The following is a 24,830-nucleotide window of genomic DNA, read 5'->3' as shown; positions in this document are numbered from 1 at the left end:
TCACGGCTTGGGGTGGATAGGTTATGGCTTTCCAGCTTGAATCGGTTGCGTGTTCGCGATGCGGCTCTCCGTTGGTCCAAGGTTCGGACTGCTCTCGATGTCTGTTGCATGCCGAATCGAGCGGGGTGAAACGCTTGTTCCCGGTACCCATCGTTTCCACCGACGAGTTGGAGGGACTGCAAAAGAGTTTTCCTCAGTATCAGCTGAAGCGAGTGATCGGCCGCGGAGGCATGGGGAGCATTTACCAAGCCAGGCAAACAACACTCGACCGAGATGTCGCGTTGAAGATCATCGACGCGAAGATCTCGGCCGACCAGTCCTTTGTCGAACGCTTTGAGCGAGAGGCCAAGGTCCTCGCGAAGCTATCTCATCCGAATATCGTGGCCATTTACGATTTTGGCCGGACCTCCGATGCGATGGCGTACCTGGTGATGGAGTTTGTGGTGGGGCTCAATCTGCGGGAAGCCATGAGCTCGATGGAGTTCAGCGTCGAAGAAGCATCCAACATGATGCGGACGCTCTGCGAAGCATTGCATTACGCGCACCAGCGCGGAGTGATTCACCGCGATATCAAACCGGAAAACATTCTGCTCGGGGATGATGGGACTTTAAAGGTCGCCGACTTCGGGATCGCAAAATGGAACGATCCCCGCTCGGCACCCCGAATCACGGCGACTCAGCAAGTTCTCGGGACGCTTCACTATTTGGCTCCTGAACAAATAGAATCACCTGGGGAAGTCGATCATCGCGTCGATATCTATTCGCTCGGTGTCGTGTTCTACGAGCTGCTGACAGGAAAACTGCCCGTTGGCAATTTCGAGTCCCCGAGCCAGCTCAATACCATGGTGCCTCGTGAAATGGATCGTGTGGTGATGCGAGCCCTATCGCGTCGTCCCAGCGCTCGTTTCCAGTCCGCAGACGAGTTTCGAAATGCCATCGGTTCTGTCGTGCAGGGTTCGCGCTCGGAGGAGCGGGATTTGCCTGAACTAGAGCCCACCTTGGTACCTGCGGTCAGTGTCCCAATTGAGCGAGAAGACATGGCCGGATTTGCGAAAGTGCTCGGATCGTTGCAATGCATCTCCAAAGGGATCTTCATCGAATACCAAGTGCGAGATGCAATTTTTGGAACGATCAAGTCGCGGGTTCATTCCATTCTCGTGCCGTGGGGACGCATCACTCGCCTGGAATACAAGCAGGGGATTTTTTCAGGGAGGCTGAAGCTGGTGGGGGACTCCATCTCTGCCTTGCAGGAGTTCCCTGGTTCCGAATCTGGGAGGATCGAGGTGAAAGTCAAGCGATCCAATCAAGAGCTTGCTGTTCGCGTTCTTGAGTCGGCTCAGGAGATCGCACCCGAGACGGTGCAACGAGATGTTTCGCCTAGGAGTCTTGCCCCTCAGAACTTGCTCCTTTCCTTTGGCCTCCTCTTTTTGGGGATTCTCAACAGCGGTTTCTTGGCCATTCTCCTGGTTCTCTATTCAACCGGATCGATGGGATGGCTGGCTGCGATTTTGTTGAGCGTGGTGTTTGGTCCCATTATCTTGACGCAGTTGATTTGTGGAATCGTTCATGCCTTTTCGGGAGTCGACGAAGCGGGGCATGTGGGATTGGTCGCTTCGATGCTTCCCTGTACCCCCTGCGCTGTAATCGGGATCCCGTTAGGGATCTGGGGACGCACTTGGCTATTTCGAAAGTCCGCGATCATGGATTCGCAACCGACCGGATTCGGTGCGACGACACGGATCTTTTTGCGAGATACACGAAACGCTCAATTGGTGGTCGCGATGGAGTCGATCGGAGCGGTCATGGCGATCGCGGGACTCGTCGGGTTCTCGTTTGGACTTTATCCCGCTCAAGTCGTTTATCGGGTGGTCGGGAAGCTTGAGCAGTCCGATCCGCGAACCGATCGGGACGCCGCATTGGAGAAGGCCGTGGCAGGAAAAGAGTTGTTGCTAGAAGCTCTTCGCGCGCGGCTTGCTCCTCTCAGCGGCGTGGCAGTTCAGGAGTTGGGGCAGGAACGAGTTCAGGTTCGATGTTGGCAGTACCAGCAAACTTGGGTGCACCGATTGCTCAAGACGCCGAGGGCCCCGAGTCTTGCATTGTTGGGTGTGGGCGAAGGGAAGGTGGTACCGAATCGGCAGATCGAGTCCTATTTGGGGAGCAGGCTCACCCAGCCATCGGGAGGGAAAGGAGAGATCGACTTTACGATCGGCAGCGATTGGGTGGCGGCGGTGGAGGTGGAAAAGCCCGATGCGATTGCTTTGGAATGGACCGAACGCGGGTGGCAACATGCGAGCTTGCTCGTAGACGGTGCAAGCGGCCCGGGCGTCCTAGGGATAGCGTCGAACCATTGGGTCGAAGGGGTTGCGAGTGTGGCTGCCCCTATTCCCAAGCGTGTGGTGTTTCGACTGCGCGGCGCGGATGGTGAAGACGCTTATGCGATTCAAGCGGCGGTCCGGGGTCCCGATTTGCCCCTCATCCTGGAGCTTATTCGCTAGAGGGCTTGGAAGGTCGAGACGGCCTTCAAGATCGTATGATCGTCCGGGAAGGTGTGGAAGGCTTGAACGAGCATTTGGTTTTCGCGTTCTTCGACATGGAGATAGCTGACCGCGCCGTAGGCGATGCGACCGCTGGAATCGAAGGTTTGAAGAAGCTCTTGGTCGCACTCGGATCGCTGCAATTGGGTTTGTACCATCCAAAACATATCGGGCGACACCGATTCCCGTTCGCATTCCGTGGTGTAACGAATGACGGCGTTTCGATCGACTTCTTGGTAGAACTTCGACCGAAGCGGAGAGGAGATGATACGACGTCGTTGAGGCAGGAGCTGCTGGCAGGAGCAGAGGACTTCGGAGATCACCAGATGCCCGCAGACAAAGGTGATCACATGTCCGTCACCTGTGATATCGATTCGAGCAGAGTAGTTCGAGCGTTGGATGTGTTTCGTTTTGTAGATCTGAAAAAGCTCTGGGTGGATCGATCGTCCGTAAACATACAGTGCGTGTTCTGCGATAGTCGGTCGGATCGAAAGCACAGCGGACCTTTGGGGGATGAGTGGGAGAAGCAATCGTGAGGGTCGCGATTATAGTGGCGTGATTATGAGGCAACCAAGATCAACTTTGCAACATTCTGACTAAAGAAATTGCTAGGGTCGGATTGATGTCAAAACTCCATGGTGCAAGAGGTGCTCTTGACTCTTTCCGATGCTGTGTCCCCTTGACAGGGAGAGGGGGCGTTGCTGGGTGGCTCGAAGTTGAGAAAAGTTATGTTATCATGCGACCCTCCAATGCACCTGGTTGCCAATCCTTCCTTGAGAGACCACGAGAATGCACATTGTACTAGCCGCTTCCGAAGCGGTTCCTTTCGCAAAGACCGGTGGTTTGGCGGATGTTTGCGGCGCGTTGCCCAAGCATTTGGCAGCTCGGGGGCATCGTTGTTCTTTGTTCTTGCCAGGGTATCGTCGCGCGATCCACTCGGGGCAACCGATGGAGGATACGCATGTTTCGTTTGTGGTTGACATGGCTGGAAAGCAAGTGGCCGCGCGGATTCTGAAGACGACCATGCACGAGGGTGCAGCCGATGTCTACTTCGTCGATCAGCCGCATTACTTTGATCGCGAGCACTTGTATGGCGACGAGCATGGTGACTATCGGGATAACGCAGAGCGATTCGCTTTCTTTTGTCGAACGGTTGTCGAAGCGATTGAACGGCTTCAGATGCACGTCGATGTTCTGCACGCGCACGACTGGCAAGCAGGATTGCTGCCCGCTTACGTACGAACCGGGTTTGGCGGCAAGCGTTGGTATCAGCATGCGGCGTCGGTGATGACGATCCACAATCTGGCCTATCAAGGCAGGTTTTGGAGTCATGACATGAATTTGACCGGCATGGACTGGCAATTCTTCAACTGGCAGCAGATGGAGTTCTATGGCGATTTGAATTTCTTAAAGACGGGGATTTCCTTTGCGGATTTTGTCACCACGGTGAGCCCCAGTTACGCGCAAGAGATCCAAACGCCCGAGCATGGGTGCGGATTGGATGGGGTACTGCGAGCCAAGCAATCCCGGCTGTTGGGGATCGTGAACGGGGTCGATTACAATGTATGGGACCCGAGGCATGACAGCCATATTGCCCAGAACTTTGGCGTCGAAAACTGGCGGGATGGCAAAACGGTTTGCAAGTCCGACCTACAGCATATGATGGGTCTACCGGCCGATCCGACCAAGCCCGTGATTGGGTTGATCGGACGCTTGGCCGAGCAAAAGGGGTGGGATTTGGTCAAGCCGCTGATGGAGGGCTCGGTCGAACAGATGCCCGCCCAGTGGATTATTTTGGGGAATGGAGAGCATCGATTCGCCACCGCGCTTTCGCAATTGGCAGCCAGGTACCCGGACAAGGTGGCGGTTCGTCTGGAGTTTTCCGAGCCTTTGGCCCACAAAATCGAAGCTGGCGCGGACATGTTTCTCATGCCGAGCCGCTATGAACCGTGCGGCTTGAACCAGCTCTATAGCTTGCGGTACGGAACCGTTCCCATTGTCCACGCCACGGGGGGACTAAACGACACAGTCGCCGACTTGGCTGGCGACGCGGAGTCTGCGGATCGGGCGACCGGGTTCGCCTTCCGTGATTATTCCTTGCACGGAATTACAGAATGCGTCTGGAGAGCCTTGAATATCTATTCGCAAGATTGCAATCAATGGGGTAGACTGGTCACACGAGGGATGCAGCAAGATTGGTCGTGGTCCACGAGCGCATCATTTTACGAATCTGTCTATAGTCGCGCCCGCGAACAAGCAGCGATCGAAGGCAGACTCTAGAACAACTCATCCGGGAGTCACCCCACCCATGCACGAAACACGCTACGACTGGCTGGCGGATCGATGGGTGATTTTTGCTCCCAACCGCGAGGAGAGGCCGAACGAGTTTCGCCCCCATATGAAGCCTTGCGCGACCCTTAGCGGTTTGCACTCTTGCCCCTTCTGTTCCGGTTCCGAACGAGAAACCCCCGAACCGACTCTGGTGCTTCCCGCGGGCGATCATGAACAGACTCGGCCACTGATTCGAGAGGAGATCCAGAGAGAGTTTCAGGGCGCGTTGGATCATTGGAAGGTGCGGGTCGTTCCGAACAAGTTTCCTGCAATCAATCGCTCTTCACCGGAAACCCGAATTGACAACTGTGGAGGATCGGACGGCGCCGGCCATCACAATCATTCCGGCTCCTACCATCGAGACAACGGAAACCACCTCAATGCAAATCGCCATGGAACGATGGCAGGCGAGGAAGTGCTCCAGCAAGTTGTCAGCACCTTGGAGATGAGCGAACCCAATACCTTTTTCCGGCGCCAGTGTGTATCGGGGACTCATGAAGTCATTATCGAATCACCCAACCACATCGATAGCATCACCTCGCTGCCGCTGGATCAAGTCGAATTGGTTCTGCAGGCCTATCGATTGAGATTGGCACATTGGCGTTCGCAACGCGGACTCCAGTATGCGGTGGTCTTCAAGAATTACGGAGCGGATGCCGGAGCGTCCTTATCCCATACGCATAGCCAATTGATGGGGCTCGATTTTGTTCCGAGCGATGTCGAACGCATGCATCGACGATTGACCGAGTATCGGCATCGCTACGATCAATGCTACATCTGCCAACTGCAAAGCGAAGAGCTTCGAGCGCAAGAAAGGATTGTCTTGGAGTCGGAATCCTTCGTAGCATTCTGTCCCTTCGCGTCCCGTTTCCCGTTTGCCTTTTCGATCATTCCCAAAAAGCACCGCTGCCACTTTGACGAAGTTGCTGAGAACGAGTTGAAAGATCTGGCGAAGGTCTTGAAGGCATGTTTAGCTGCCCTCGAATCGGCACAGCCTTACGCCGCTTACAACTACGTTTTACAAACGGCTCCCTTCCACCGCCCTGACCGAAACGCGCATCACTGGCGATTGCGAGTCATTCCACGACTGAGCAAGGTTGCTGGCTTTGAATGGGGCTCGGATTGCTTTATCAACACGACGAAACCCGAACTGGCTGCCTCGATCCTTCGCAGTCACTTGCCCACCACTGGGGAATTTTGTAGATCCTAAAGCCCCACGGATAGGCTCTTCTTGAATGGATGGCGCGCTCATGGGCGTACTTCCACTACCGCAGGTGGATTCCAGAAGTCGGGTATGATTTGTTTGTGCCAAAACGATCATTGGATGGTTTTTGTGCATCTTATTGTTTTGCACGTCGTCCAGACGGGTGCGACTTGCGGTATTCGATCTACTCGATCGGATCCCGCGTTATAAATACTCTCGCGAGCCCGCGCAGCGCATGGGTGCAGTAGTCATAGCATCGCGAGAATCCCCCCGGGCCTTTTTTCCCTCTCACTGGCCTGGGAGAGCGGCTCAACAGGCCATGCACGCTGGGCAAGAATAGCCCCCGATATCTTGCTGTTTTGCTCATTTTTTTCTTAAAAAGCCTTCGCAGAAACCACCGGAAATGCCTAAATCCATTTAGGATTGGTCGGATGCGACAACCGCTACATTCGCTACGTCCAGCGAATTCGGCACACACTACAACGAAGGCTTACACGTCATGAAGTTTCGCACTGTTGGGAAGAACGTACGTCTCCGCCCAGTACTGGAAAGGCTTGAACTCCGGCAGCTCTTAGCGGCTGACTTACCTTGGAATGCTTTCTCCTCGATGCAGATACCATCGGGAATGCAGGGTGAGGGAGAAGGGGCCTTGTACTATGTCGCCGGCAAAGAGATTGTTCCCTTAGAAATCCATCCCAACAAAATTGCGGTGGCGCTGGAAACGCCCAACCGCCCCGATTCGCTTCTTCAAGGACAATTGGAATGGTCCCGAGGCGTGAACGGCCAGCTCCAAGTCTACGAGTCGAGTGCGTCGATCCATCCATCGACCATTGAACAGCTCCAATCCCTTGGGGAAATCGAATATACCACACCGGTGTTCGTTTCTGGACAGACCGAAATGGTTCTTCTCGACGAGATCATCGTTGGGCTCAAACCGGATCAGACGGTTGAGAGCTTCCTCAGCGACAAGCCTCAGTTCGAGTCATACAGCCAGATGTTCGGCACGACAGACCAGTACGTGCTCAAGGTGAAAGATAGTTTGGGAGTGAAGACGCTTCAGCAAGCCAACGCGCTGCTAGCGGAACCCGAAGTCGCTTGGGTCTCTCCGAACTTCTATCAAAATTGGCAGAAGTTCTATATGCCTAACGACCCGTTGCTCGGTGAGCAGTGGCACTTGCACAACATTGGACAAGGGGGCAGTTTGATCGACGCCGATTCCGATGTCGTCGAGGCATGGGATATCAATGCGGGCGGCTCCTCCAATCTGGTGATCGGTGTGATCGATGATGGGGTGCAGGCATCCCACCAAGACATTCGGGCTTGGGTGAACCCGGGTGAAGTCGCGGGGGATGGGATCGACAACGATGGCAATGGTTACGTCGACGACGTCAATGGTTGGAACTTTGTATTCAATACCAATCAATCCCAACCTCAAAATCCAGGAGATGCGCACGGAACCTCGGTCGCAGGTGTCGCGGCGGCTCGAGGGGATAACAGCGAAGGTGTGGCGGGAGCTTCGTACAAATCCTCTGCGATCAGTATTCGAATGTTCGACGGAAGTAGCGTGGCGAACGATGCCAACATCGCCAATGCCTTGCGTTATGGAGCCGTTCATTCCGACATCGTGAATAATTCTTGGGGGGGTGGCTCGGTTAGCAATGCGATTAACTCGGCTTTGGCCTGGGGAGTGGTAAACGGTCGAGGTGGTAAGGGGGCTGCGTATTTCTTTGCGACCGGAAATGACTACAGCTCCGTGATCAGTTACCCCGCCAACCAATCGCTCGTGAACACCGGGGTGGTCGCGGTGGGAGCGACGAACAATCAAGGGATGCGTTCCAACTACAGCAACTACGGCTTCGGGACCGACTTTGTCACCCCGAGCAATGACACTCGAGCCGGATATTTGGCGATCCAGACGACGGATCGAACCGGGGCAGCAGGCTATGCCGCGGGTGATTACACAGGGACGGGCGCGACCGGGTTCGGGGGTACATCCTCAGCCACTCCTCTTGCTACCGGCATCGCTGCTTTGGTGTTGGCTCAGGCCGAGGTCCTCAATGTCGACTTGAGTCCTGCCCAGTTGAAGACTTATCTCCGCAACACGACCGATTTGATCGGGGGAGTGGTTTACGATATCCAGACCGGATTCCATCCCGAGTATGGTCAAGGTCGCCTCAACGCATTCACTGCCGTGGCGGGTGTTGGAAAGCCGGAGATTTCCGTCGTGGACTCGATGGTGGAGTTCTCCTCCGGAGCGACCGTACCTTTTGGTTCGTTGTTTGTAGGCCAGTCTGTCTCGAAGACGTTCCGAATTCGCAATCAAGGAACCTCGCCACTCCAGCTAACGAACCTCAATGTTCCTGCTCCCTTTTCGATTGTCTCGACATTTGGTGACAGCAGTTTGGGGATTGGGGAATCCACCAATATCACGATTGCCTTTGCTCCGACTGCCGGAGGTAACTTTCTCGACTCGGCGATCATTTCATCGAACGATTCCGATGAAGGCTCCTTTGTCATCCAATTCACGGGTACCGCAACGTTGGCTGATGTTGCAGGCAAAATCTACGAGGACTTTGCTCGCGATTTGGCGAGAGGTCCGTTCGATACCGGCGTGGATCTCGGCGCGTTTGCTTATGTCGATGCGAACGATTCCGGCACGTTCAATGCGGGGGAGACACAGGCCTTTGTGGATGCGACGGGAGCCTATTACTTTGGGACTCTGCCTATCGGTACCCATCGCATCCGAAGCAGTTCACCAGGTTGGCAATTGGTTGCGCCTGCGGGCAACAACTACACCGTCACTTTGGTCGATGAGACGAGCAATTTTCAAGGATTGGATTTCGGTTATCAAAAGAACTCGAGGGCTTACGCGCGCGCTTTCAATGATCGTAATCTCGATGGAGTAATGGATGCCAACGAGCTTCCTCAGGAAGGACTGCTCATTTATGCCGATACCAACGCAAATCGACGCTTTGAGCCATCGTATTTTCAATCCACACCCGTCCCGGTTCTGGATTTGGAAACCTCTGTTTCGACGATCGAGGTGCCAGAGAGCTTTACCATTCAAGACTTGAACGTCTCGGTCCGCATCACGCATAGTTGGATGGGGGACATGATCGTGACGCTCGTGTCGCCGACCGGCGCTCGCGTCCTCTTGGCAAACCAGCAAGGATCGAGTCAGGATGGCTACATCAATACGATTTTCGATGATGAAGCAACCGTGACGATCGGATCGGGCACATTCCCTTACACGGGGCGTTATCGACCGGAGTCAAGTTTGACGGCGGTCGATGGTAGCGATGCGAAGGGAACATGGCGGCTTGAGGTCTTTGATACGTTTGGGGCGGATGAAGGGATCATCGAAGCTTGGTCGTTGAATTTCGGTGGCAACGAAATTGGTAAACGAACCAATGGAGATGGGTATGTCGGTGTGGACGTGCCGGGTGGGACAACACCATTGCAGTTGGAGTTGAGTGGCACGTTTGACTACACCATCCCAAGCAACGGCGTTCGCAACGTGACGGGATCTGTCAATCCGATCAATGGGTTGCTGTTTGGTGTTGTCAATGAGAATTTTGCTCCGACGAACCTGTTCTTGAGCAACGCGAGCGTCCCGGAAAATCGTCCAATCGGAACGACCGTTGGGTTGTTCAGTACACAGGACCTGAACACGCGCGATACGTTTGTCTACAGCTTGGTTGCAGGAGGTGTCGACAATGCGAGGTTTACCATTGTTGGGAACACGTTGCGCACCGGCGCGGCGTTTGACTTTGAAACCAAGAACAGCTACTCGATTCGAGTTCGAAGCACAGATTCGGGAGGTTTGTATATCGAGAAGGACTTTGTTATCGCGGTCATCGATGTCAACGAATCGGCTTCGACGATCTCTCTCAGCAATAATATCCTTGCAGAAAACGAACCGGCACCCCGATTCGTCGGCACGTTAAGCACCAATGATCCAGACGCGGGGGACGTGGTAACGTATCGATTGGTTGCAGGTAGCGGTTCGGGAGACAATAGTCTGTTTCGCGTCACAGGAAATACGTTAGAGGCGATCGTCTCTCTCGATTTCGAAGCGAGGTCGTTTTACAGCATTCGAATTCGAGCCACGGATATCGCGGGATTGAACATCGAACGTTCTTTTGTGATCATTGCGACGAATGTTAACGAAGCACCGCAAGCGATTCAGATCACCAATACTCAGATTTTCGAGAACCAACCCACTGGGACGATTGTCGGCAGTTTGAGCGCCACCGATGCTGAAAATAACGTGATCCAATATGCGTTGGTGGGAGGGGATGGCAGCGACGACAATCATCGCTTCACCATTGTTGGACAGCAACTTCTGGCGGCGGAGTCGTTTGACTTTGAAACCAACAAACGGATGGCGATCCGCGTCCGCGCGACCGATGCAGGGGGATTGAGCGTCGACCGGAACTTCGTCATCGGTACATTGAACGTTAACGAAAATCCCACGTTGTTGGAATTGTCGAATGACACGGTCGATGAATTTCGCCCCATGGGAACGGCGGTTGGCGCGCTTTCGACAACCGATCCGGATGTTGGTGATCGTTTTACCTATTCTTTGTTCGGAACCGCCTCGTTTCCGGATAACATGCAATTCAGCATTGTCGGTAACGAGATACGTACGGCGGGTGTCTTTGACTTTGAGTCGAAGACCGAGTACGTGGTTCAAGTTCGCTCGACCGACTTGGGAGGTTTGTCCTATTCCATCCCGCTGACCATTCGCGTTCGCGACGTCAATGATCCGCCGAGCGATATCGGATTGTCTGCCAATGTCATTGCGGAAAATGCACCTGTTGGCACGGCGATCGGTACGTTCAACACGTTTGATCCCGACAGCGGTGATACGTTTGTTTATTCCTTCGCGTCTGGAACCGGTGCGACCGACAATGCGCTTTTCAGCATCGTTGGAAATGAGCTGCGTGCTGCCGCGATCTTTAACTTCGAGTCCCGGAGCAGTTATTCCATTCGAGTCGCCAGCGTGGATGCGTCGGGGGAACGCTTGGAAAAGATTTTTGCGGTCCTCGTCGCCGATGCACCAGAGGCCCCCACCTCCCTCGTGCTAAGCAGTAATCAATTCCCAGAAAACGCAGGTTCTTCGTATCCGATCGGAATACTGACAGCGTCCGATCCAGACGTCGGGGATACCTTAACTTATTCGTTCGCAACCGGATCCGGGGACGCCGATAACAGTTTGTTTGAGATTATCGCGAGCGGAGCTCTCAGAACGAAGCCCGGTACTTCGTTTGATTATGAATCCCGTTCGTCGTATTCCATCCGTGCACGAGTCCAGGACAGCGCAGGACTATCGCGTGAAGGTGAGTTTGTTCTCCGTGTCACGAATGTCAATGAGTCGCCCTATTCGCTGGATTTGACCTATTCTCTCAGTGAGAATTCCCCGTCGTCCACGCCTGTCGGCCAGTTCGTCGTGCTCGATCCCGATAATCCAGATACCTTGGCATTTTCGCTGGTATCCGGTGTGGGGAGTGAGGACAACAGTTTGTTCTCCGCGACGGCGGGCGGTGTTTTGACCATTCTTTCACCAGCGGACTTTGAATCGAAAGAGACCTATTCGATTCGCGCCCGTGTGACCGATGCGGGTGGACTATCCGTCGAGGGTGCTTTCATTCTTCGGGTAAGCGATATTCCAGAAACACCCCTCTCATTAAGCTTCTCCCCAACAGCATTGGCCGAGAATGCGGACTTGGGTGCAGTTATTGGTTCTTTGAGTACGACAGACTCGGATCGAAACGAATCGTTCACCTACTCCTTCGTGACCGGGGACGGAAGCGATGACAATGCTCGGTTCGCTATCATCGGTGATTCCGTTCGTTCGTTATTCGTGCCTGACTTTGAAACGAAACAAAGCTATCAGCTTCGCGTTCGTTCTACAGATAAGGACGGGCTCTCTATCGAACGTCCATTTGTTGTCAGTATCGTCGATGTGAACGAGTCACCAAACTCATTGACCTTGAGCGCAAACACTCTGCCCGAGAATGCGCCGTCTCTAAGTTTGATTGGGCAATTGAACGCAAGCGATCCGGATGTTGGCGACACATTGGCCTTCGAGCTTGTTTCGGGTGCAGGCGACCTTAGCAATACTCTCTTTGACATTCGCGGGAATGAACTGTTCGCTCGGGATCCATTCGATTTCGAAACGTCTCCGATTCACACCATTCGGGTTGCGGCCCGCGATGCAGGTGGAATGCAGGTGGAGCAGACGTTTACCATTTTGATTCAAGACGTCAACGAAGCACCGACGGCACCGACCCTGACCCGTTCCAGCCTGGATGAGAATAGTCCGAGTGGGAGCGTGATCGGACGGATTCTTTCGACAGATGAAGACTTGAACGATCCCGCCCGGTTTGAGTTGGTAGTCGGGTTTGGAGACGCTGCAGACTTTGCTATTTCCGGTGATCAATTGATGGCTGTCGGATCGTTTAACCATGAAGGCAAGAGCCTTTACACGATTGCGATCCAAGCTATCGACCGATCGGGAGACGGCCCCACCGCGACATTCACGATTACCGTAAACGACGTGAACGAAGCACCCACGACGATCACCCTCTCCAGCGATTGGGTGTATGAGAACGTGTCGATTCCTTGGGATTTCGGCCCCCTTTCTCACGATGATCCCGATGCAAACGATCTGTTGAACTGGTCGTTGGCTTCGGGGATAGGGGATAGCGACAATGGTCGCTTCGAGATCGTCGCAGGGAACCTGCACCTCATCACGGCTCCCGATTTTGAATCGCAGGGCGAGTATTCCATACGGTTGAGGGGCGAGGATCTCGGAGGATTGTTCGTGGAGCAAGCCTTTGTGATTCGCGTTCAAAACGTGGAAGAGCTGCCCTACGGGTTAACGCTCTCGAACGACACGCTACCAGAGAGTCCCGATTCGAACCGGCTGGTGGGACTCTTATCCGCGACGGATCCGGACGGGCTCCCGATCGAGTACTCTCTTCCCGACGGGTTTGCCGACGCTTCGTTCTTCGGCATTGTGGGAAATGAACTCCGCATACTGCCTTCAACCGATTTTGAGTCGACCGACTCGTTCGTTATCGGAGTGACGGCTCGCGACGCCGCTGGCAACGAGCTTACTCAAATCTATACGATTTCGATCACGGATATGGACGAAGCGCCGACATCGATCTCGTTCAATCGCGGTTCCCTCCCTGAGAACTTCCCGATCGACACGCCGATCGGTATTTTCACGGCTACCGACTCGGATCGGGGCGAGACCTTTACCTACTCATTGCTCGGTAGCGATAACAACGGGCTTTACATCCTCGGAGATCAATTGTTCGCCAGTGAACTCTTGGATTTCGAATCGTTGGCAGCGACGTCGGGTACCATCGCAATCACGGTTCGCGCGATGGATTCATCCAGCTTGTTTGTCGATCAGACCATCGTTTTGCAGGTGCTGGACATCAACGAAGCTCCCACACGTATCTTCTTGAGTCAGTCGACGACCGTCGAGAACAATGTTCCTCCGACCGAGATCGGTTTGCTCAGCACCGATGACCCGGACGCGTTTGTCGTTCCGATTCGATTTACGTTGGTCGCCGGTGAAGGAAGTTTGGACAACAGCCGATTTGAGATTGTGGGAGATCGATTGGTATTGGCCCAGACGACTGATTTCGAGGGATCGTCAACGTTGCAGGTACGCCTTCGTGCGACCGACGAAAGAGGAGGATTTGTCGAGCAGTCCTTCTCCATCGGTGTGGTCAACGAAAATGAAACTCCTTCCAATCTTCAGTTGTCGAATACGACGATTGCGGAAGGTCCGACTACCGGCCGCCTGATTGGGCTACTCACCGCAGTCGAGCCCGATGGAAGTCCGATTGAGTTTGCGCTCCCTGCAGGTGCAGGGAACAACGACGCATTTGAAATTCTCGGCAATCAATTGAGGTTGATCGGCGAAGCCAATTTCGAAGTCCAATCCTCCTACAGCGTGGTGGTTCGTGCTGTCGATCCGCAAGGTCTCTACACGGAAGTCCCGTTTGAAATCGTGATCACCGATGTCGCGGAATCTCCGACGGCCTTGAGTCTCAGCAACACTCTTATCGATGAAAACGTGTCTGTTGGAACGCTGGTTGGCACCTTCGCGACTACCGACCCTGACTTGGGTGAAACTTTTAGTTACTCCATTCTGAGCATCGACGGAGATGCGAGCGATAGCAGTTTTGCGATCGCTGGGAACGAATTGCGCACCAATGCTCGCATGAACTTTGAAGCCCGCAGCGGTTATGTATTGCGGGTTCAAACTACCGATAGCGATGGGTTGCAGTTCGATCGATTGATTCGAGTCGACTTGACCGACCTCGTTGAATTGCCACCGCAAGCGTCGAATGATGCGGGGCGCACCACGATTGGGTTGGCGATGACGTTGAATGTCCTATCGAACGACCTTGATCCCGATGGACAAATCGAACCATCGACCATTGAGATCGTAGGATTGCCCGCACGTGGATCGGTTCAGATCTTGGCCGATGGCAGAATGGAATACACGCCATCGAGCAATCCACTGGTAGGACTCATTTACTCCGATGCGTTCCAATACCGAGTTCGAGATAATCAAGACGAGTGGAGCAACGTCGCCACGGTCGCTCTGCAAGTCGATTCGGCATTTTTCAATCGACAAAATCCATTTGACGTTGATGCGGATGGATCGGTCACACCCCTGGATGCTCTGGTTCTCGTGAACGAGATCAATCAGACGGGAAGCCGTGTCCTTCCTCGCCCGGTACCTTTCTCGGCGCCTTATATCGATCCTAATAACGACGGGACGCTCGATCCGCTTGACGTGTTGCAAGTCGTCAATTTCTTGAACGATTCGAGCGGGTTCGGACCGGGGTTAGAAGGGGAAGGGGAAGCAGTGGATGGCGTGTCCGACGCGAATTCGGTTGCGGGGCTCGATTACCTCTACAGCCATTGGGATGACATCGGCGCAGCTAGTCTAGCGAACGACGATGCAACCGATAGCACGAGAAGGCTTCGTGGGCGGCGATAGGTATTTGTAAGTGCCTAGACGACTTCGCGAACCACTCGTGCGATGCAGTCTTCGATAGAAACACCTTCTGCTTCGGCTTTGTAGCTGAGCAGAATGCGGTGGCGGAGCACGGGGTGGATCAATGCGCGGATATCGTCTTGGGACACATGCGAACGTCCGGCTAAGAGGGCTCGGGCTTTCGCACCGAGGACCAGCATTTGGGCGGCGCGAAGCCCGGCGCCCCAGCTGATCCACTGATTGACGAAATCGGGCGCCCCGCTCCGGCCGGGCCGAGTCGCGTCGACGAGCTTCACTGCATAACCGGCGACTTCTTTGGCGATCGGCATGCGTCGGACCATCTCATGGAATTTGAGAATATCTTCGCCGCTGAAGAGGGGTTCGATCGGCTCGCTCCGGCGGCTTGTCGTGTCGAGCACGACCTGCAATTCGTCTTCAAAGGGGAGGTAGTCGATCAAGACATTGAACATGAAACGATCGAGCTGTGCCTCCGGGAGAGGGTAGGTTCCTTCCATTTCAATCGGGTTCTGCGTTGCCAGGACAAAGAAGGGTTCTGGCAAACCGTAGCGCTTTCCTGCAGCCGTGACTTGGTGTTCTTGCATCGCTTCGAGCAATGCCGCCTGCGTCTTGGGTGGTGTTCGGTTGATTTCGTCTGCCAGAATCACATTGGCGAAGACCGGACCGGGGACGAATTGCAACGTTCTGCGTCCGTCCACTTCCTCCAGGATCTCCGTCCCGGTGATGTCGGCAGGCATCAAGTCCGGTGTGAACTGAATGCGTCGAAAGTCCAAGTGAAAGACTTGCGCGACGCTTCGCACCAGCAGTGTTTTGGCTAAACCTGGCGCTCCGGTAATCAAACAATGCGAGCCGGAAAAAAGGCAAACCAGCAATTGTTCAATAACATCTATTTGCCCCACGATGGTCTTCGAAAGTTCGCTGTAGATGCGATCGCGCCCCTCGCGAATCTGGGAGACGACGGCTTCTTCTTCCTCGGGTGCAATGGTGATGTTTCTCAAAGTTGCGTTCCTGCTGATAGAGATGGGTGCGATCGATCATACCACACGGGACATGTATCCGTACGAGACGGGCAACACGGTCTTCGTGGGAGCCTATTAGTGGGTCATAGCATAGGTGACGATATTGATGCCTAACGGGTAAGCCTTTTTGACGGAGAACTCTTCGAAATACCAAGGGTCCTCCCCCTCGCGTTCCCAACCGTCTCCGAGATCGGTGTTGTGGCAAATGAAGACCATGATCCGTCCGTTGTCGTCGGTGATGGCTCGGTAGTTGGCATGGCTCGTGTCGGATCCAGACCGCGGCTCCCAAATAACTCCCGAGTCTCGTCCTGCCCAAGCGGCATTGATCGAAGGAAGCTGCGGCTTCTCCTTCAAGTCATAAACACAGTGAAAGATCTCGTGTTCCAGCGGAACGTCGAACGGTTCGCGATCCGGGAAGACTCGCTTGATTTCCTGATAGAAATTGTCGTATTCCTCATCGCCCCAAAAGTCATCGACCATGAGAAAGCCGCCATTGAGAAGATACTTTCTCAGAGCGATTACTTCTTCAGAATAAAACGTCAGAGCGCCAGGTTCAATGATGTAAATGAACGGGTAGTCGAACAATGCGGGATCTGTGAGTTGCAATACGATCGGCTCTGGATTCACCTTGATCGTTGTCATCTGCTGCAGGCGCAGGGAGAAGTTCAATTCACTATCGCGAAAGTCCGTGGCCCAACCGCCGCCTCGGCGTCGATACCCGCCTGATTCGTATTGGATACGTACAAAGGTGAATACATCTTTTGCAAACTTACGTTCTACCTCCCAAGTAGGAACACCTTGCCTACCGACGTCTCGCCAATCACGCGGGCGGCGCCCCCACTGAGGACCTGCGGCCCACAGGACGCCCGCAGTCCCGATGAGGACAACGAGACCCAACCCCATCCATCGAAACGATTGCGTTGAGCTCATCTTCCCTCCACCTCCTTCTTCTCAGGTTCTGGTTTCGTTTGCATCGAGACGAGCATGCGCAGCGCTTCGGTGAACCGAGGTGATTCCTCCAATGCCAACAGCAAATGCCGTCTGGCCTCTTCCATTTTGCCTTGCTTCTTCAGCGCGACCGCAATTCGATATTCGATCCAAGCGATATCGAACGGATCCAGTTCCATACAGGCTTTCCATGCTGCTTCGGCGAGGTCCCACCGTTCGCCTTTTTCAGCGGATAGGGCGCGTCGTTCTTGGACATCGAATCGCAGTGGCTGAACGGCTTGCATCCGTTCGCACCATTCCAATGTCTCGAGGGCCCGTCCACCTTTCCAGTCGATTTCACTTACCCGCAGCAACGCGTCCAGGGCATCCGAAGATCGCTCTAACCATCGGATCAAATGGGTGCGTTCGTCATCCAACGCACCCATCTCTCGGTAGATTCGGCTCAGCATCGCATGGCATCCATCGGACCTAGGATCTTCAGGCCATAATGCCTCCAACTCTTTGGCTCGCTGCAACGCTTCTTCCCAATTCTCATTCTGGATTGCGCCGCGAGCGGCTCGCTCGATGCTGTAATACGCCTTCGGATTCTCTTGGTACCAAGCCTCGACCTCGGCCCTGTCGTCACCGGTCGGCTTGCTCCAGTCAGCATGGGGAGCGAGTGCCATTGCTTCCTTTTTAATAAACGCCTCAAACTCTTGATCGAGCGCTTCGAGGCTGCCCGGAGCTCGTCGGAGAGCGTCATCGGCGGGCATACCGATAGCAAGATTATCCAGCAACTGAAGCATCGCAGGCATGCCGTAGGTCTCGATCAAGAACTGCACAGCCAGCGAGGATTCGAAGTAAGCAAACTGGACATGCATCGGAGACTTTGCATTCAAGAACGCGCTGCTCAGTTTGCTCAGAGGGACCAAATCTTCGCCCAGGATCATCTCTCGATAGTTGGGATCCATGCTTTGGCCCCAAGTCTTATCGCGCAGTCTCTCTTCATAGACAGAGATTCCTTCGGAGAGCCATCGCGGCATCTTGTTCTTCGTCTTCTGCAGCGTGACGACGTGGCAGTATTCGTGCCATAGGACTGATTTCCAATTCGAATCGACTTGAAGGGCCGCAGGTGAATTGGCTGTGATAAGCCGCCCGAAACAAACTCCTAAGAAACCTTGACCTCCAGGAAGACCGAATGTCCGAATCGCAAAATCTTTTTGCCTTGGAAAGATCTCCACGTAAACAGGTTCCTCCAGCTCGACGGCGTATTTCTCCGTGAGGACCTTTCTGGCTTCCGACAAGATGGTCACGACATCTTGGCCATAGATCTTCGCCTCCCGAGCGTCCATGCGGATCACGAATCCCGGTGCCTCAAGCGTCGCGAAACGGTCCAGCTCTTTCTGAAGCTGCTTTAGATTGAAGATGGTGACGTCGTAGGGGTCTTCGGTTCGGACCTTATCCACCCAAGTCCAACCGTCGTCCGTTTTGCCGAGCCGCAACAAGTCCTGGGCGAGTTGTGTTTGAGCGGGAACGTAGCGCGCGTCCATCGTAAGGGATCGGCGCTGGTAATCCACGGATTCGGAGAACCGGTAGTGCATGGCCAAGTGTTTTCCGATGGTGTGATCGACCTCCGGGTTCAAAGCCCATGGTTCGAACGCTTTGGTGCGATGGCTACCCTCGTCCGGGTACCGGCCCTGCAAGTGTGCGATCGCGGCGCGCAGGGCCCACATCGCAGGGAGGCGTGGGTTAACCTTTTCGACTTCGTCCAGCACCTCGAGAGCCGTTTCATACGCCTCTTCGTTCATCTTCTCTTCTGCGACCATCAAGAGGGATGGAATGTAGCGAGGATTGATCGCGAGAGATTCCTTCAAATGGTTGGTCGCTCGCTCCGGCTCTGTCGAAGACCATGTTTTGGCGAGCAAATACTGGACTTCCGGAGATTTTTCGTCGAGTTTGAGCGCTTTGGCGAGCGACTGCGAAGCCACCTTCGCATCGTTCTTACTCAATGCCATGCGGGCGGTGGCGAGGTGTGCGTCGATCATGGCTGGATCCGCTTTGATGGCTTGATCAAAGCATGCCTTGAGAACTGTTTTGGGATCTTCTCCTCGCAGGAGAAAGTATTCTCCGAGGGGAACCAGCTCGGACGAGCCCGTGTAGCGCCAAGGGCTGCGCTGGACCATCGTGTCGATGAGTTCAAATTGCTCTTTGGCCTTCGAACTCTCATTGTTCATCCGGTAGACTTGGATGGCGAGCAGGCGAATGCGGAGGCTGTCGCCGAATCGAGTCAGCGAGTCCTCGAGGACGGGAACTGCATCGGCATAGCGGCCGAGGGTCATGTAGGTTTCGATCAAGGTCGCGGGCCACTTTTCGTTCCAGACTCGCTTCTCGACTTGCTCCTTGGCGATTGCGATCGACCGATCGTAGTCCCCAACTCGAAGGGTTTCCTTCACTGCCTCTTGGTCCGACACGGATTGGGCCGGTGCGGTGGGTATCCATGCGAACAAGCAGCCGACCGCGACCATCCAAGTGGTGATCCCATGTACCATTCCAGGCAATCCCATTGCGACAACTAGCCTCGTTTGGAATCGAATTCACCGGCGTTGTGTTGCCGATTTGCCGGTTAAGCCTAACGGCTGCGGAGGCTGAAAGCCACTGTTTGGTGGGGTGAATCCTTCTCACTCGTCTCGGGGATACGCAACCGTTGCGGTGGGGATTGCATTAGGATACCTTTTCAACCGCTGCATTCGCAGGGTTTTCGAGTTTTCCACGATCTGAATACCATCCGCTTCGGAGTCGACCATGAGATCTACATTGCGATGCCTCCCCGTCGCGACTTTGCTCCTTTCATTGCTCGCATCGCAGGGGGCGGTTGCCCAATCGGAGCGAGTGCAAGATGGGATCGAGGTGGCAAAGGGAGATTGGCCTTGGTGGCGTGGTCCCGCTCGCGACGGGTCTTCGGATCCATCGCAGTCCTCGCCACGGGAGTGGGACGAAACCAAGAACATCGCTTGGAAGTCCCCCATCTCGGGGCGCGGTTATGGGTCGGTCTGTTTATCAGGACCCAAGTTGTTCTATGTGACGTCCGAAGAGGATTCTGGTGCACAAACGCTCGTTTGTTTGGATCGTCAGACGGGCCAGCGGCAGCATGAAACGGTAGTCCATGCGTCGGGGGGGATGCGAAAGAATGCGCGATCCACGTCGGCCTCCACCACCCCAGCGACGGATGGAAAACTCGTTTTTGTGGCATTGCCCAACAGCGACGCCATCTGGTTGACGGCGGTTCAGCAAGAGGGTGGCATCGCTTGGCAGGTGCGGGTAAGCGATTACGTGGAGCATCAAGGCTATGGGGCCTCTCCAGCGCTCTATCAGAATCTGGTCATCGTTTCCTCCGACAACAAAGCGGGGGGTGTCATCGCCGCTTATCAGCGAGCATCGGGGGAATTGGTTTGGAAACGCGACCGTCCGAAGCTGCCCAACTATCCTTCTCCCATTCTTTTGCGAGCGGCGGGGCGTGATCAAGTCGTGGTGACCGGCTGCGATCGGATCACCAGCTTGGATCCTCGAACCGGGGATACCCTCTGGGAAACCGAGGGGGCGACGACCGAATGCGTCACCTCGACCGTCACCGATGGGAAGCGGGTTTTCACCAGTGGAGGCTATCCCAGAAACCACATGTCCGCCGTGTTGGCCGACGGGTCCAAGACGAAGGTCTGGGAGAACGACAACCGGCTTTATGTACCCTCACCGCTGCATCGGGATGGGATACTTTACGGGGTCCTCGACGCCGGCATCGCGATGGCTTGGGACAGCGAAACCGGAAAGGAGCTGTGGAAGCAGCGATTGGGGGGGACCTTTTCCGCTTCACCGGTCCTGGTGGGCGATCTCGTGTATGCGACCAATGAGGCGGGAGAAACGTTCTTGTTCCGAGCCAATCCGAAGCGGTTCGAAAGTTTGGGGAAGATGCAGTTGGGTCGAGAAGTCTTCGCGACACCGGTTTTCAGCGGTGGAGCCATTTACTACCGCTGCACCGAAGCTGGCGATGGCGAGCGACGCGAAATGCTTTATTGCATCCGACCCTAGTCGCGGGCAACCGCTCCTTGAGACCGCACTGGAGGAACTCGACGCTACCGGCTGTCCGCCTATAATCCCACGCTGCTCTCGACATCGACGCGACTGGATCGTTCGGTTGGATTTTCCCCCCGTTGGGGCGATCCTGCGGGCCTCGAAAATGACCTTGGCATTGCATTTTGTCGCAGGATCTCCTAGTAACCCTCATAAGTGGAAGCCATAATCAGAGCTCCCCATGGCTTTCTCAGGCCAGCGTCACCACCTTTGATGAAACTCTAGAAAAATGAATACCTACAGTCTCGATTACATCGACGACTTATACGTTCGTTACATCCAAGATCCCAACAGTGTTTCGGACGTTTGGCGCAAGTACTTCGAGGAGTTTTCCCTCGCGACGCAATCCGAGGCCCTCTACTCTGGGAATGAGCCTGTCGGTGGGAACAATGGCGAGGTACCGGACGCGCTGTGGTTGGCTCGGATGCAGGAGCGAGTCGATCAGCTCGTACGGGAGTATCGAGTCCGTGGACATTTGATGGCCAAGATCGATCCACTTGGATTGAATCGAAAAGGTCCCCCCGAACTAGATCCACAATCCCATGGTCTCACCGAAGAGGACATGAACCGTCCCTTCACGTCCCCTACGCTAGAGTATGCCAACGGACGGACCGTCGGCGACATCATCGAAAAACTGCGCACGACCTATTGCCGAAGCATCGGCGCTCAGTTCATGCACGTTGACAACCGCAACATTCGAGACTGGTTGCAACGCCGCATGGAATCGACCGAGAACCGGTTGGCATTGTCACGGGAAGTGCAGACGCGGATTTACACCAAGCTCGCCGACGCGACTATCTTCGAAGAGTTTGTTCGAAAGAAGTACGCGACGGCCAAGACCTTCTCGCTGGAGGGAGCGGAGAGCTTGATCCCGCTTCTGGACCGAGCTTTGGAAAAGGCTGGTCAACACGAGGTCAAAGGGGTCGTCCTCGCGATGGCCCACCGCGGTCGGTTGAACGTTTTGGCCAATGTCATGGGCAAACGACCTCAAAGCATTTTCTGGTCGTTTGATGATCCAAATCCCGAGTTGTTTCGTGGGGGTGGTGACGTAAAGTACCACATGGGCTATAGCTCGGATTGGACGACCAGTACCGGTCAGACCATTCACATATCGCTCTGTTTCAATCCGAGTCACTTGGAGTTTGTGAACCCCGTTGCCTTGGGCCGCTGTCGAGCGAAGCAGGACCGCGCGGGGGACATCACCCGAAGCGAGCACATGACGATTTTGATCCACGGTGACGCAGCGTTCATCGGGGAAGGGGTCGTGCAAGAGACTCTCAACTTGAGCGAGCTCCCCGGCTACCGAACGGGTGGAACCCTTCACATCGTCCTCAATAACCAGATCGGCTTTACGACCGAACCGGCGGAGAGCCGAAGCAGCACCTATGCGAGCGACATCGCCAAAATGCTTCAAATCCCGATCTTCCACGTCAACGGCGAGGATCCGGAAGCGGTGGCACAAGTCGTGAACTTGGCGATGGACTTCCGCAAGGAGTTCGAGAAGGACGTCGTGATCGACATGTACGCCTATCGCCGATTGGGACACAACGAAGGGGATGAGCCTCGCTACACCCAGCCGGTGATGTACGCTGCGATCGATGCCAAAAAACCGGTTCGCGATAGCTATCTGGAACATTTGCTCAGTATGAACGAGCTGACGCGCCAGGAGGCGGATGCGATCGCCGAGGTTCGGCACAATCGGTTGTCCCGAGAGTTTGAATTGGCCAAGAGCGAGCCGTTCGTGCATGACTTGACGTCTCTCACCGGCATTTGGGACGGTTATTTTGGTGGGCCAGAACCGGTGAACGAGCAGCTGACGACCGGGGTGTCGCGCGCCGTAGCCGGAGAACTGTTGGCGAGAGCCTGCGATGTGCCGGAAGGCTTCCGTCCGCACCGAAAACTGGTGCGTATCCTGGACGATCGCCGCGAAATCGCTGCGGGGCGACAACCCCTCGACTGGGCCTCTGCGGAGATGCTGGCGTTTGCGACGCTGATCACCGAGGGGCATCCGGTCCGCTTGACCGGGCAGGACTGCGAACGCGGGACTTTCTCGCATCGGCACGCGGTACTTCACGATGAGAAGGACAATCGCAAACATATGCCTCTCAAGCATTTGTCGCCCAATCAAGCGATGATCGAAATCATCAACAGCCCGCTTTCCGAGTCCGCGGTTCTCGGATACGAGTACGGGTACAGCCTCGATTGCCCAGAGGGCCTGATCGCTTGGGAAGCCCAGTTCGGAGATTTCTCCAACGTTGCCCAATGCGTGATCGACCAATTCATCGCGAGTGCGGAGGACAAATGGAAGCGATTGAGCCGTCTGGTCATGCTGCTTCCTCACGGGTTTGAAGGGCAAGGACCCGAGCACTGCAGCGCGCGACTCGAACGCTACCTCTTGATGGCAGCGGAACACAACGTGATCGTCGCCCAGCCCTCGACTCCCGCTCAGTATTTCCATCTGCTTCGCCGTCAGGTGAAATCGAAGTGGAGCAAGCCGTTGATTGTTTTGACACCGAAGAGTTTGCTTCGGAACAAGGCCTGTGTTTCCTCGCTGGACGACATTGAGCATGGTTGCTTCCGCAAGATTCTGCCTGACGATCGGCCTGCGGGAACGCCTACCTCGCGGATCATCCTGTGCAGTGGAAAAGCCTATTACGATCTCTTGGACGAAAGAACCCGACTGGGACGCGACGATGTCGCCCTCGTTCGCGTCGAGCAGTTCTATCCGCTCGAAGCGAGCAAAGTGCTCGAGACGCTTAGCGTTTACGAAGCGGGGACACCGCTCTATTGGTACCAGGATGAGCCATCCAATATGGGGGCTTGGCAGTTTGTGAAGATCCATTGGGGAGATGAGCTCGCGGCCCGCTTCCAACTCCAGAGGATATCGCGAGCCGAATCGGCCAGCCCATCGACCGGCTCCTCTCGAGCTCACAAACTGGAAGAGCGGGATTTGCTCAACGCAGCTTTTGGTCTTGCGTAACCGGTGCGGAATGAAAGGGCAAACCATGGACCGACATGTCGATGTAGCATTTGATTGCTTGCCGTTGCGCAGCATCACCCGGCTCGATCCTCCCTTGGATGCGTCTCCGGGTTTGGTTGCGAAGTTCCATCGCATCAAAGACGCAATCCAGCAGCACGGAACTCACAACACGTATTACTTGCACAATGCCAAGTGTCGGTTCTTTGTCACGAACGACCCCAACCATGGCATGATTGCATTTACGTTCGAAGGGGTCCTGTTTACGGACGATCGAGATGAGTTATCGCGGCACTGCGAGCTCCGCGTGCAATTGGACAAAGAAACTTGCCCATGGCTGGAGCAGCATGTGGTGAAGTGGTTTGCAGAGAGCGTGAACCATGCCGTCATGGTGGAGTTCAATCGCTTCATCGACGCGGGCGGTTCCGAGCAGACCAAAGAGCGTATGGAGAAGCTGGAAAAGAGCCTTGAGGAATCGGGCGGATTCCTCGGGATGCATCTTTAAGCCGCGATGTCGCATCTGTCCGCATCGCTTCTGGCCGTGCACGCTATGACAAGATTTCAAGCTATGCACGCTATTTCAAGCTATGCACACCGGCCACCCCCTCGATGGGGATGGCGTTTTGTGTGTCCGTTTCGGGCTTTCGTACGGCGCCGGGAG

The 24,830-nt window shown here is 54.9% G+C and carries 11 protein-coding genes; 7 read left to right on the top strand and 4 right to left on the bottom strand.

Features of this window, described 5'->3' with window-relative positions:
- Positions 1-23 precede the first annotated feature (23 nt).
- Positions 24-2,495, top strand: a complete 2,472-nt coding sequence (locus VN12_RS12770; protein ID WP_146677205.1) for a serine/threonine-protein kinase — start codon at positions 24-26, stop codon at positions 2,493-2,495.
- Here the strand turns inward: VN12_RS12770 and VN12_RS12765 are convergent.
- A complete protein-coding gene (locus VN12_RS12765) occupies positions 2,492-3,031 on the bottom strand; it encodes a DUF2617 family protein (protein ID WP_168164378.1) in 540 nt (179 codons plus the stop codon). The two genes, VN12_RS12770 and VN12_RS12765, sit on opposite strands and share 4 nt — an antisense overlap.
- 292 nt (positions 3,032-3,323) lie before the next feature.
- On the opposite strand from VN12_RS12765, the gene glgA reads away from it, so the two are divergent.
- The 3 genes from glgA to VN12_RS12750 all read left to right on the top strand — a co-directional run bounded on the left by glgA (position 3,324) and on the right by VN12_RS12750 (position 15,106).
- Positions 3,324-4,814 (top strand): glycogen synthase GlgA, encoded by a 1,491-nt coding sequence (glgA, locus tag VN12_RS12760; RefSeq protein WP_146677203.1) that lies wholly within the window; start codon positions 3,324-3,326, stop codon positions 4,812-4,814.
- 28 nt (positions 4,815-4,842) lie between these two features.
- A complete protein-coding gene (locus VN12_RS12755; RefSeq protein ID WP_146677202.1) occupies positions 4,843-6,075 on the top strand; it encodes a DUF4921 family protein in 1,233 nt (410 codons plus the stop codon).
- A 493-nt stretch (positions 6,076-6,568) separates the two neighbouring features.
- A complete protein-coding gene (locus tag VN12_RS12750) occupies positions 6,569-15,106 on the top strand; it encodes a cadherin domain-containing protein (RefSeq protein ID WP_146677201.1) in 8,538 nt (2,845 codons plus the stop codon).
- Between the two features lie 14 nt (positions 15,107-15,120).
- Here the strand turns inward: VN12_RS12750 and VN12_RS12745 are convergent, their stop codons facing one another.
- The 3 genes from VN12_RS12745 to VN12_RS12735 form a co-directional block, all read right to left on the bottom strand.
- The gene (locus VN12_RS12745; protein WP_409994257.1) at positions 15,121-16,119 is read right to left on the bottom strand and encodes an AAA family ATPase; all 999 of its coding nucleotides are present in this window, start codon (positions 16,117-16,119) and stop codon (positions 15,121-15,123) included.
- A gap of 96 nt (positions 16,120-16,215) precedes the next feature.
- Entirely contained in the window at positions 16,216-17,070 is an 855-nt protein-coding gene (locus VN12_RS12740; RefSeq protein ID WP_146677200.1) for a DUF4159 domain-containing protein, read from the bottom strand.
- Positions 17,067-19,616, bottom strand: a complete 2,550-nt coding sequence (locus VN12_RS12735; protein ID WP_168164377.1) for a peptidase MA family metallohydrolase — start codon at positions 19,614-19,616, stop codon at positions 17,067-17,069. The genes VN12_RS12740 and VN12_RS12735 overlap by 4 nt, the downstream gene beginning before the upstream one ends.
- Positions 19,617-19,869: 253 nt before the next feature.
- Between VN12_RS12735 and VN12_RS12730 the strand changes: the two genes are divergently transcribed.
- The 3 genes from VN12_RS12730 to VN12_RS12720 all read left to right on the top strand — a co-directional run bounded on the left by VN12_RS12730 (position 19,870) and on the right by VN12_RS12720 (position 24,674).
- Positions 19,870-21,150: a PQQ-binding-like beta-propeller repeat protein gene (locus VN12_RS12730; RefSeq protein WP_146677198.1), complete on the top strand. Its 1,281-nt coding sequence runs from the start codon at positions 19,870-19,872 to the stop codon at positions 21,148-21,150.
- A gap of 271 nt (positions 21,151-21,421) precedes the next feature.
- Positions 21,422-24,172 (top strand): 2-oxoglutarate dehydrogenase E1 component, encoded by a 2,751-nt coding sequence (locus tag VN12_RS12725; protein ID WP_146677197.1) that lies wholly within the window; start codon positions 21,422-21,424, stop codon positions 24,170-24,172.
- 25 nt (positions 24,173-24,197) lie between these two features.
- Positions 24,198-24,674, top strand: coding sequence for a hypothetical protein (locus VN12_RS12720; protein WP_146677196.1), 477 nt, complete (start codon positions 24,198-24,200; stop codon positions 24,672-24,674).
- Positions 24,675-24,830: the final 156 nt, after the last annotated feature.

This window comes from Pirellula sp. SH-Sr6A, from assembly GCF_001610875.1.
Lineage (GTDB): Bacteria > Planctomycetota > Planctomycetia > Pirellulales > Pirellulaceae > JBKCUI01.
This window is presented reverse-complemented; position numbering and strand designations above follow the sequence as displayed.